Annotated in this window: 8 protein-coding genes and 1 CRISPR repeat array; all 8 genes read left to right on the top strand. The window is 32.5% G+C overall.

Annotation, left to right across the window (positions count from 1 at the left end; translation table 11 throughout):
• The first annotated feature begins 1 nt into the window (after window position 1).
• The 8 genes from GSA01S_RS01415 to csn2-St all read left to right on the top strand — a co-directional run bounded on the left by GSA01S_RS01415 (window position 2) and on the right by csn2-St (window position 9951).
• Window positions 2-1015, top strand: a complete 1014-nt coding sequence (locus GSA01S_RS01415; RefSeq protein ID WP_066124100.1) for an ABC transporter ATP-binding protein — start codon at window positions 2-4, stop codon at window positions 1013-1015.
• A complete protein-coding gene (locus GSA01S_RS01410; RefSeq protein ID WP_066124098.1) occupies window positions 1015-1971 on the top strand; it encodes an ATP-binding cassette domain-containing protein in 957 nt (318 codons plus the stop codon). The genes GSA01S_RS01415 and GSA01S_RS01410 overlap by 1 nt, the downstream gene beginning before the upstream one ends.
• Window position 1972: 1 nt before the next feature.
• Entirely contained in the window at window positions 1973-2935 is a 963-nt protein-coding gene (gene opp4B, locus GSA01S_RS01405) for an oligopeptide ABC transporter permease (RefSeq protein ID WP_066124096.1), read from the top strand.
• A gap of 27 nt (window positions 2936-2962) precedes the next feature.
• The gene (locus tag GSA01S_RS01400; RefSeq protein ID WP_066124144.1) at window positions 2963-3865 is read left to right on the top strand and encodes an ABC transporter permease; all 903 of its coding nucleotides are present in this window, start codon (window positions 2963-2965) and stop codon (window positions 3863-3865) included.
• A gap of 206 nt (window positions 3866-4071) precedes the next feature.
• A complete protein-coding gene (gene cas9, locus GSA01S_RS01395) occupies window positions 4072-7497 on the top strand; it encodes a type II CRISPR RNA-guided endonuclease Cas9 (protein ID WP_245631242.1) in 3426 nt (1141 codons plus the stop codon).
• Between the two features lie 185 nt (window positions 7498-7682).
• Window positions 7683-8603 carry a type II CRISPR-associated endonuclease Cas1 gene (cas1, locus tag GSA01S_RS01390; protein WP_066124094.1) on the top strand — a complete coding sequence of 307 codons (921 nt, stop codon included), beginning with the start codon at window positions 7683-7685 and terminating at the stop codon, window positions 8601-8603.
• 4 nt (window positions 8604-8607) lie between these two features.
• Window positions 8608-8916, top strand: a complete 309-nt coding sequence (gene cas2, locus GSA01S_RS01385; RefSeq protein ID WP_066124140.1) for a CRISPR-associated endonuclease Cas2 — start codon at window positions 8608-8610, stop codon at window positions 8914-8916.
• Window positions 8917-9951 (top strand): CRISPR-associated protein Csn2-St, encoded by a 1035-nt coding sequence (gene csn2-St, locus GSA01S_RS01380; protein ID WP_066124093.1) that lies wholly within the window; start codon window positions 8917-8919, stop codon window positions 9949-9951.
• A gap of 21 nt (window positions 9952-9972) precedes the next feature.
• Window positions 9973-12053: direct repeats of the CRISPR family, unit length 36 nt; unit sequence GTTTTTGCACTCTCTATAATTTCCTATCAGTAAAAC.
• Between the last annotated feature and the right edge of the window lie 111 nt (window positions 12054-12164).

The raw sequence follows: 12164 nt of genomic DNA, 5'->3' as shown, positions 1-12164 counted from the left end.
CATGAATGAGCAAGAATTATTATTAGATATAAAAGACTTGCATGTTGGGTTCCGTATCAAAGATGATTATTATGATGCGGTAGATGGTGTTTCTTTACAACTATTCAAAAATGAAAAATTAGCAATAGTTGGAGAGTCAGGTTGTGGTAAGAGTACACTTGCAACGACCATTATGGGATTACACAACCCAAATGTAACAAAGATTACTGGTGAAATTATTTATCAAAACGAAAATGTTATTGAATATGATGAAGCAGCCTTTAATGGTATTCGTGGTAAGGAAATCGGAATGATTTTCCAAGATCCATTAGCTTCATTAAATCCTTTGATGACCATTGAATCTCAAATTGATGAAGCTTTAATTTATCATACAAAGTTAAATTCTAATGAGCGCCATAAACGCGTTTTAGAATTATTAGATCAAGTAGGGATTGCGAATCCACAACGAACAGCAAAACAATATCCACATGAATTATCCGGTGGGATGCGTCAACGTGTGGTTATAGCGATTGCTTTAGCTTGTAAACCGGCTATCATTATTGCCGATGAGCCTACAACAGCATTGGATGTTACTATCCAAGCTCAAATTTTGGACTTATTAAATGATATTCAGGAAGAAACTGAATCAGGTATTATTTTAATTACACATGACTTAGGAGTTGTAGCTGAAACAGCTGACCGTGTAGCCGTGATGTATGCAGGGCAAATCGTTGAAATTGCAACCGTACATGATTTATTCAATGATCCTCGACATCCATATACACGTTCTTTATTACGTTCAATCCCACAAACGGATAGTAATTTAGAAGATGAATCAGGTGAATTGCATGTTATTCAAGGAATTGTTCCACCACTACCTAAATTACCAAGAAAAGGTTGTCGTTTTGCTCCACGTATTCCGTGGATTGGATCAGAAGCTCATGAAGAAAATCCAACCTTACACGAAGTAGTGCCAGGTCATTTCGTTCGTTGTACCTGTCATGAACACTTCCACTTTGAAGAGGAGGCGAAATAATGGCAGAATTTATGAGAGTAGAAGGACTGAAAGTCCATTATCCAATTAGAAGTGGCTTCTTTAACCGTATTACAGATTATGTTTATGCAGTTGATGGCGTTGACTTAGTCTTCGAAGAAGGAAAAACTTATGGATTAGTAGGAGAATCAGGTTCAGGTAAATCAACAATCGGTAAAGCCATTATTGGATTAGAAAAAATTACCGACGGTAAAATCTTCTATGAAGGTAAAGACATTACTTCAGAAGCACGTAAAAGACGATCTGATTATCGTCGAAATGTGCAAATGATTTTCCAAGATGCAATGAGTAGTTTTAACCCTAAAAAGCGTATTACAGATGTTTTATCAGAACCATTACGTAACTTTGAAAATATGACACCAGAAGAAGAAAAACGTAAAATGATTGAGTTACTGCATATTGTCGGTTTATCCGAAGATGCTTTAAACAAATATCCACACGAATTCTCAGGTGGTCAACGTCAACGTATTGGCGTAGCCAGAGCGGTTGCGATTAATCCTAAATTAATCATTGCCGATGAGCCAGTTTCTGCTTTGGACTTATCTGTACAAGCACAAGTATTAAACTTTATGAGACGTATCCAAGATGAATATAATACGAGTTATTTATTTATTTCCCATGACTTAGGGGTCGTAAAACATATGTGTGATGAGTTAGCAATTATGTATCGGGGTCGTTTCACTGAATATGGTTCAAGAACCGATATTTATGGCGATCCAAAACATATTTACACTCGTCGTTTATTATCAGCGATACCGCAAACCGATCCAAATAACCGTGAAGAAAACAAAATGAATCGTTTGCGTGTTGAAAAAGAATACCAAACGAATGCATCTAAGTATTTCACGGAAGAAGGTCGCGTTTACGACTTGAAAGAATTATCATCTACGCACAAAGTAGCTCTGAAAGATGTTAATGGACAAGGAGGCGTCAATTAATATGTGGAAAACAATTCTTAGACGTATTGTCTTAATGCTGCCACAATTGTTTATATTAACAATTTTAGTATTTGCATTGAGTATCTTAATGCCAGGGGATGCCCTAACCGGGACAATTGACCCAACAATTTCAGCAGCTCAATTAGAAGCAATGCGTGAAAAATTAGGCTTAAACAAGCCATGGTATGAACGTTACATTGATTGGATGAAAGGTGTTTTAGTGGGAGACTTCGGTAGAAGTTGGAAATACAAACAACCTGTATTATCTATCATTGGACAACGTGTATGGCCAACAATTTGGTTATCATTATTTACAGCAATTTTAACGTATCTTATTGCGTTACCTTTAGGTTTATTAGCAGGTCGCTACCAAGATTCTTGGATTGACCGTACGATTAACTTATATAACTTTATTTCGTATTCAATGCCATCATTTGTATTAGGTTTATTAATGATTTGGTTATTTGGTTATACATTAAAATGGTTCCCAACACGTGGGACAATCAGTTCAGGTGTCACACCGGGCACGATTCAAGCCATGTTATCACGCTTGTATCATATCATTTTACCGGGGACTACCTTAGCTTTAATTAGTACTACCGGTACCATTCAATACTTACGTACTGGAATTATTGATGCAAAATCACAAGACTATGTGCGTACCGCTCGTGCGAAAGGGGTACCTGAAGCTGTAGTATATCGCCGTCATATTTTCCGTAACTCATTGTTACCAATTGCAGCCTTCATGGGATATACCATTACCGGTTTAGTTTCAGGGGCAGTTATTACAGAAAATATCTTTACTTATCAAGGGATGGGACGTTTATTCTTAGACTCAATCAGTGGTCGTGATTTCTCAGTTATGATGACCTTAGTATTGTTCTTTGGATTTATGACCTTATTAGGTACCTTGTTATCTGATATTATTATGGTATTCGTGGATCCACGAATTAGAATAGACTAGGAGGACACAATGGAATTACAACAAAATATGCAAGAAACCGAAGTAGTTCAAGATCAAGAAACATCTGTGCCACCCCTAGGTTTTGAAGTTATTCGCCGTGAATTTATGCGTGATAAAGTAGCGATTTTCGCTTTAGTATTATTGATTTCTATTATTTTAATTTCAATATTATCGCCATATTTTATCGATGTTCCCGCGGGAATGAAAGTTAACATTTTTGACCGTTTCTTAAAACCGGGAGTAGATGGCCATATTTTAGGTACTGATGAAGGTGGACGTGATGTCTTTACAATGTTAGTTGCCGGTACTCAAAATACATTATTCATCGGATGGTCCGTAACGGTTATTACCGCAGTTGTTGGGATTGCTTTAGGGGTAATCTCTGGTTATTATGGTGGTGCCGTAGATGATTTCATGATGCGTATTGTTGACTTTATTATGGTTTTACCGACGTTCATGTTTACCATCGTTATGATTACAATCGTTGAAGGGTTTAGTATGTGGAAATTAATTTTAATTATTTCTGTATTCGCGTGGCCAAGTACTACACGTTTATTCCGTACAGCAACCTTATCAGAAGCAGCTAAAGATTATATTAGTGCTTCAAAAACGATGGGAACTCGCGACTGGAAAATTATCTTATTTGAATTATTACCTAACTTAAGCTCGATGATGATTACCAACTTAACTTTAAGTTTTGCTGGAAATATCGGGATCGAGACCGGGTTAAGTTATTTAGGATTTGGTTTACCAGTAGGAACCCCATCAATTGGTACTTTAATCGGTTATGCTAATAACCCAGACGTTATTGAAAATAAAACTTGGGTTTGGTTACCAGCGGTTATCTTAGTATTAATCTTAATGCTTTGTGTTAACTATATCGGACAAACCTTACAACGTGCAGCAGACGCTCGCCAACGTCGTGGTTAGTCTTAATTTTAATAACTAATCAATATTTCCTCACCTACGGGTGGGGATTTTTGTGTGTCTAGACTTAAGAAAAATCGGAAAAGATTGACTAGATCATACAAAAATCCAGGAAATCATTAACATTTTCGGTAAACGGTTGCAAAAAGTTTTAAAATAATGTAAATTAAAATTAATATTAATATAAATTATTTATGGAGAGTGCCACTATGGAAGAAAATAAAATTTATAGTATCGGTCTGGATATTGGTATTGCCAGTGTTGGTTGGGCAGTGTTAAATACGAAAGTACAAAACATTGATGATTTAGGAGTAAGGCTTTTTTCTGCTCGTAATAGTGATAATAATCTTGAAAGAAGAACTTCAAGAGGTATGCGGCGATTAAATAGTAGAAGAAAAACAAGAAAAAATGATGCTAAAAGATTTTTAGTAGAGCATGGATTTTATGAAGATGAAAAATTAATGAATGAATGTCCATACCGATTAAGAGTAAAAGGTTTAGATGAAAAATTATCAAAAGCAGAAATTTATAAGGTGATACTTCATATATTAAAAAAACGTGGTGTTAGTTATTTAGATGATAGTGTCGTGGAAGATGCACCTTCTGGTCAAGATTATAAAGGTGCTGTTGAATCAAACTTAAAACTGACGCAAGAATTAACACCGGGACAAATACAGTTCAATCGTTTAAATGAAGATGGTAGAATTCGAACAGGTGTCAACTTTAAGGGCGAGTATCAACTTAATGTATTTCCTGTTAAAGCATATGCCAATGAATTAAAAAGAATTTTAGAGTGTCAAAAAGATTATCACGAGGAAATTAATCACGAATTTATAGATTTTTTCATTAGAAAAGAAGGTAAACCAGAAGAAATCGGACTCGTTTATCGTAAAAGACCTTATTATCACGGTCCAGGTAATAAACATAATAATTCTGAATATGGTCGATGGGCTAACTATGAAGAAGACGGAAAACCCGCTGAAAACATCTTTGATAAATTAATCGGACGTGATTTACAGGGTTATTTAAGAGCAGCCAGTGTTAGCATTACAGCTCAAAAATATAATTTATTAAATGATTTGAATAATATTACCATTGATAGAGAAAATCCCAAAATAACGACAGAAGAAAAAGAACAAATTTTAGATTTCATTATTAATAGAGATTCTTCTCGCTTATCATATAAAGATATTTTTAAAGAAATAGGCTTATCTATGGATAAAATTAGAGGATATCGAATCGATCGTAATGGTAAACCTGAATTTCATACAATGGGCGCTTTTCGTCGTTGGAAGACTGTATTTGCTGAATATGATATTGATATCAATACAATAGACGATAAAACGTACAATGAAATCGCTAAAGCCGTTATGTTGAACACCGAAAGAGACGGTATTTTAGATACATTGAATAATTCACTTCCAGATATGGATAAAAATATTCTTGAGATTGTGTTAGATAATAAGGATAAATTACGAAGAAAAGATGGAAATGAATCATGGCACAGTTTTTCTATCAAAACAATGGAAATCCTAATACCAGAATTAATTAATACCAGTGAAGAGCAAAATACTATCCTTGAAAGATTAGGAATCAAAAAAATTAATCGTCGACAATTGCAGAAAGAAAAAACAATTCCTGCTGATGTTATTTTAGATGAAATCTATAATCCTACAGCTTCAAAATCAGTACGACAAGCTATTAAAGTTTTTAATGCATTAGTGAAAAAATATGGAAAAGAGAATATTGCCAATGTTGTCATTGAAATGCCTCGCGATAAAAATGAAAAAGAAGAGCAAGATAATATTAAATTGATGAATAAAAATAATGAGCAACGTAAGAAAGATAGTCAAGCGTACTTCTTAGAAAAATCCGGTTGGAATATTGAAAGATTTGAATCTGAATTGAGAAGACCAGCTTTCGCGAAGAAACTTTATCATTATTTTGAACAAGATGGAAAATGTGCATATTCTGGAAAAGCTATTCAACCAGAAATGTTGTTGACCAATGAAACTGAGATTGATCATATTATACCTTTATCGATTAGTTTGGATGATTCTTTAAAAAATAAAGTGCTAGTAAAAGCTGAAGCTAACCAAGAAAAAGGACAACGATCGCCTATACAAGCCTTTGATGAAGGGGCGAATTTTGGACAAAGTAAAGAAGCATTCATTGCTTGGGTTAGTCAGAATAAGAATTTTGCTGGCAAAGGAAAAGTAACGAAGGCCAAATTATTATTAGAGGATAGAAATATTTATGATCCAGAAGTAAGAGATGAATTCATTGCAAGAAACTTAAATGATACCCGTTATTCAAGTCGTATTGTATTGAATGCAATTCAAAGCTTTTTCTACGAGTCAAGAACCAAAGTAAAAGTTATTAATGGAAACTTTACCCATACCTTACGAAAAAAATGGGGCGATAATTTAGAAAAAACAAGAGAAACTCACTATCATCATGCTGTTGATGCTGTATTATGTGCTGTAAGCCCTTATGTGAAACCAACAGCTTATGAATATCGTGAGACAGAAGAGGGCAGAGCTGAGATGGTTGATTTAGATACCGGTGAAGTGATGTCCTATGCCGAATATAAGAAGTTACGAAATATTGATAAAAAATCTTATATTCCGGAATGGAAAAATTTCAGAGAACAATTATATCCATCGTCACTATATCCACGAATCAAATTCTCACATCAAGTTGATAAGAAATCAAACCGCAAGGTTAGTGATGCTACTATTTATTCAACTAGAGAAAAAACAAGTGTTACTAAAAACGGAAAAGAAAAAACTGAAGAATATGTTATTGCTAAAATAAAGGATATCTATACTGTAGATGGTTATAAAGAGTTTGAGAAAAATCGTGATAAACTATTAATGAAGGAATTAGACTCAAAAACATTTGAAATTCTATGTAAGATAGCGGATACTTATCCAAATTACATCGAAAAACAAGATGCAAGTAGCAAAGTGAAAAAGGTGGATATCTCCCCATTTAAATTATATTGTGCCGAAAATAATATTTTAGCGATTCAAAAATATTCTAAGCGAGGCAATGGACCTTTTATTAGAAGCTTGAAATATTATAATAAAAAAATAGGTAATCATATTAATATTACAAAAGATAATGATGGACAAAAGATTGAACAAACTGAACGTGGGAAAAAAGTAATACTAGCTAATTTGAACCCTTGGAGAACCGATGTTTATTTTGATCCAAAGACTCAATCATATAATTTATTAGGAATTAAATATAATCATTTAAAATATCAAAAAGGTGAATATGGAATACCAAAAGAAATATATCAGGAACTCATGGAAAAAGAGAAGATTGGTAAAGAACAAGAGTTTGTATTTAGTTTATATCGTAAAGATCTAATACGAATAGAACAAGGAGATTTGTTTGTCGAAGGACTATATCATTCGAGAAATGAAGTTTCAAAAAATTATTTTGAAATAAAACCAGTTGAACAAAATAAATGGACTAAAGAGGAGTTACCAGTTTTAGGAATAACTTCAAATCAAAGAGTGATAAAAGGCATAAAACCAGAAATGATATTAAAAAAATACTATGTAGATGTGTTAGGAAACAAATTCGAAGTAAAAAAAGAAGAAGGTCCGCAAAATATTTTATAAAAAACGCTTGCATTCTATAACAGGTAGTGGTATTATATGGGTGTAGAGATATCACTACCATGTTTGACGAAACATGTCTTAATAATTTTTACTGATAGGAAATTATTAGAGAATCTGCAGAGATAAGGCTTTATGCCGAAATCAGACCACCCTTTGGTGGTCTTTTTTTATTGGGAGGGAACAGTATGGGATTTAGAACAGTTTTTGTTAAAAATGGCGATCGTTTGAATTTAAAGTTGGATAATCTTGAGGTTACTAAAAGTACAGAGACATTTACCATTCCATTATTTGATATCGAAAACATTATTTTAGAAGGAGACTATACCGTTATAACATCACGATTGTTAGCAAAGTTGGCACAGTTTCATATCAGTGTAATTGTTTGTGATAATCATTATTTACCATGTGGTCAATTTTTAGGATTTGGTCAATATCATCGAAGTGCAAAAAGAGCAGCTTGGCAGGCATCATGGTCAGATGTTGAAAAAGGGAATAGTTGGACAGAAGTTGTTAGCAATAAGATTAGAAATCAAATTACGGTAGCAGAGAAACTAAAAGTGGCAACTGAAAGAATCGAATTAATGGATGATTTATTGTTGGAAATAGGTTTTGCAGATAGTACTAATCGTGAGGGCCATGTAGCCAAAGTTTATTTTAATAGTTTGTTTGGTATGGGTTTTTCAAGAGAAGATAATATTCTACCTAATCATTGTTTAAATTACGGTTATTCCATTATTCGAGGTCAAATGGCTAGGTGTGTAGTTTCACTAGGCTTATTACCGATGCTTGGGATTTTTCATAGAAATGAATATAATTCATACAATTTGGTTGATGATTTAATGGAGCCATTTAGACCTTTGATGGATTATTTTGTGTTAACAGAGATATTAAATGAAGACGTTGAATTTTTAACGTATGAAATTAGATTGACCTTAATTAACTTTTTAAATCATAAAATGATGATCAAGGGTAAAAAGATATACATGTCTCAAGTGATGTTAGATTATGTTCAATCATTTATTAAGGCAATTGAGAAAAATGATTATTCTTTACTAATGAAGATTAATTTTGAAGATTATTTAGGATGTGATGAAAGTGAGATTTAGCCAAATGAGATTAGTTTGTATGTTTGATTTACCCACTGAAACATCTAAGGAACAAAAAGAATATAGAATCTTTAGAAAACATTTGTTAGAAAACGGATTTGTAATGATGCAATATTCAGTATATTATCGATCACTTCCTAATCGAAGTGCTTTGAAAAAATATGAAGCAATTTTAAAAAAGAAAGTACCTAGTTATGGTAATGTGCGTTTAATTTATGTGACAGAAAATCAATTTCAAGATATGTTGTTATTAACAGGGGATAGAACCAGGCAAGAAGAAATTGTAGGAATAAATCGATTGGTGGTGATTTAAATGGAACGAGTACAAATTCAATCGAAAATTGGAAATTTTGATTTTATGATGAATGATTGTTTGGTCTTTACAGGTTGTAATCATCAAACTAAAGAAACAATTTATAAATTAATCAATCGAAATTTTCAAAGCACTATCTATTCGATTATTGAAGAAGATACATTAAGAGAGGAGGGGATAAAATTATTAATTAATGATAAAGTAATCACGAGTCGTAAATTAAAGTATATATCAATAGAATCCATAAACGATTTAATGAATCAATTTAAAATTGAAAAGAAAAATTTTCTAGATCAAATTATGATTTCAATACTTAATGATTTTGATTTTTCAGAAATATTTGAAGAGCTAGGAGACCTTTTATTAAAGATTGAAAACAAACTAAATTATAAATTAAGAGAAATATTACCTAATATTGAATTGGAATTTGATACGTTTAATAGTGATATTTTATACCGTAAATTTTCAAAATTAATTTGGACGAAAAATGAACATGAGCAGTTACAGTATTTTTTAGATCATGAAATTCTTATTGATAATTTTTGTAGACTTTTAGAGACTTATATTGAACAAACAGGAGAACATGTCTGTATTCAAATAAAATATCCTGATGTTTTCTTAAGTGAAAAAAATATGGAATTATTTATGCGCCGATTAATCGATATTAATAAGAAATATAAAAAGATATTTCTTTTTATTTATCATTACCAAAAGTGTGTTGATTTTGGCATCGAAAACTTTACTTCAATTGCTCTATGTACAAATATTATTCAACAATTGCCTGAATTCGAGTTTTATCGAAATTCAATAGAAAGGTATTATCCGATTGAGCTAAAAATAGGAGATGGCGAATTGTATAGTCGCACCATCAATATTTTGCCGTATGCAGGTAATAAATTGGATTATAAAAACTTGATTTCATCAAGAGATATGGTATTATTAAAGTTGTTGAATCAACTGTTAGATTTAGATGTATTTGAGGAGACGTCCTTAGATGGTCTAACAAAGTATGAACAACTTTACCTTCTCTCATGATGCAAAAATTTTTAATTTGAGGTTTTTGCACTCTCTATAATTTCCTATCAGTAAAACTTAAAGTTATTTCTACATTTAATTATTCAGGTTTTTGCACTCTCTATAATTTCCTATCAGTAAAACACGTTGACCTTGATTTTGAATTCAAAGAAAGTTTTTGCACTCTCTATAATTTCCTATCAGTAAAACCACTCCAACCGTTTAAATTCTTCAAGTAGTGTTTTTGCACTCTCTATAATTTCCTATCAGTAAAACCTACTGTATCATCTTCACCCGGAAATTCAAGTTTTTGCACTCTCTATAATTTCCTATCAGTAAAACTGATGAAACAAGAAGGTATTGATCTAAACGGTTTTTGCACTCTCTATAATTTCCTATCAGTAAAACCGGAGTTAAGACGATTTGCACGACCGTTTGGTTTTTGCACTCTCTATAATTTCCTATCAGTAAAACCCTATTAATACGACTTATGCGACAGCTGCTGTTTTTGCACTCTCTATAATTTCCTATCAGTAAAACAGACAAGGAGGACGAATAATGGCAGAATTAGTTTTTGCACTCTCTATAATTTCCTATCAGTAAAACTGTATAGTGTGTGTGTGGCAATTAAAGGCAGTTTTTGCACTCTCTATAATTTCCTATCAGTAAAACTTGTTGTTACCATTTTCCGCCCCCCTTTCGTTTTTGCACTCTCTATAATTTCCTATCAGTAAAACAAATCATTACAAAAGCAGTACCTGATATCAGTTTTTGCACTCTCTATAATTTCCTATCAGTAAAACTCTAAATGAGTATTGCAGAAATACTTGAATGTTTTTGCACTCTCTATAATTTCCTATCAGTAAAACAACAAGTCAAAAATGAAATGCTATCGTTGGGTTTTTGCACTCTCTATAATTTCCTATCAGTAAAACTTAACTGAGGTAAAAAAAGTAAAGGTGAGTGTTTTTGCACTCTCTATAATTTCCTATCAGTAAAACAACGATTTCTTCCCTATGCCTACTAATCTAGTTTTTGCACTCTCTATAATTTCCTATCAGTAAAACATTTGATAACGTGTATGTATCATTTTCAGGGTTTTTGCACTCTCTATAATTTCCTATCAGTAAAACTCAGATGGGGAGTCTACGGTTAGTAACATTGTTTTTGCACTCTCTATAATTTCCTATCAGTAAAACTAGCAGTAGATATTTTGAAAGAGTATCTTGGTTTTTGCACTCTCTATAATTTCCTATCAGTAAAACAGCAATTAGCTGTGGCTAAAGATGAATACGGTTTTTGCACTCTCTATAATTTCCTATCAGTAAAACTCATGCGTTGGATAACCGGCATAAAAGGCGGTTTTTGCACTCTCTATAATTTCCTATCAGTAAAACTTAGTAAATGCGACGAGTAAGTAAAGCGAAGTTTTTGCACTCTCTATAATTTCCTATCAGTAAAACTTTACATAGCAACCTATGGTATCAGCATTAGTTTTTGCACTCTCTATAATTTCCTATCAGTAAAACCAAATATCAACAAAGGTAGTAATAGAACTAGTTTTTGCACTCTCTATAATTTCCTATCAGTAAAACAACCATACGTTGAAGTCTCATTAACCAATTGTTTTTGCACTCTCTATAATTTCCTATCAGTAAAACTTCTAATTATTTTTATGACATCATGAAGCGGTTTTTGCACTCTCTATAATTTCCTATCAGTAAAACAACACACGAGACTAACGAGGCTATAAGACAGTTTTTGCACTCTCTATAATTTCCTATCAGTAAAACTTTGAATGACTTATGATAGGAGATGAACTTGTTTTTGCACTCTCTATAATTTCCTATCAGTAAAACTCGGTCAAGTTGACGCGATCCTTGATATTGGTTTTTGCACTCTCTATAATTTCCTATCAGTAAAACCTAAATGGGTAGCAAATGATAATGAGAATTGTTTTTGCACTCTCTATAATTTCCTATCAGTAAAACAGATTTAATAACCAAGAAGAACGTATAAACGTTTTTGCACTCTCTATAATTTCCTATCAGTAAAACATTTCTTGAAAAAATCATTAGATATGACTAGTTTTTGCACTCTCTATAATTTCCTATCAGTAAAACGTGTTATATGATAGTGTTTCAGCAAAATCGTTTTTTAAACCACTGTCATTTCCATACAAAATTTCATTTTGTTCCACTTTAACGGATTGTTTATCATTGCTATTGCGATGG

The sequence above is a fragment of the Globicatella sanguinis NBRC 15551 genome, assembly GCF_001552295.1.
Taxonomy (GTDB): Bacteria; Bacillota; Bacilli; order Lactobacillales; family Aerococcaceae; genus Globicatella; species Globicatella sanguinis.
Note: the sequence above shows the minus strand (reverse complement) of the source record. Positions and strands in the feature narration are given on the sequence as shown.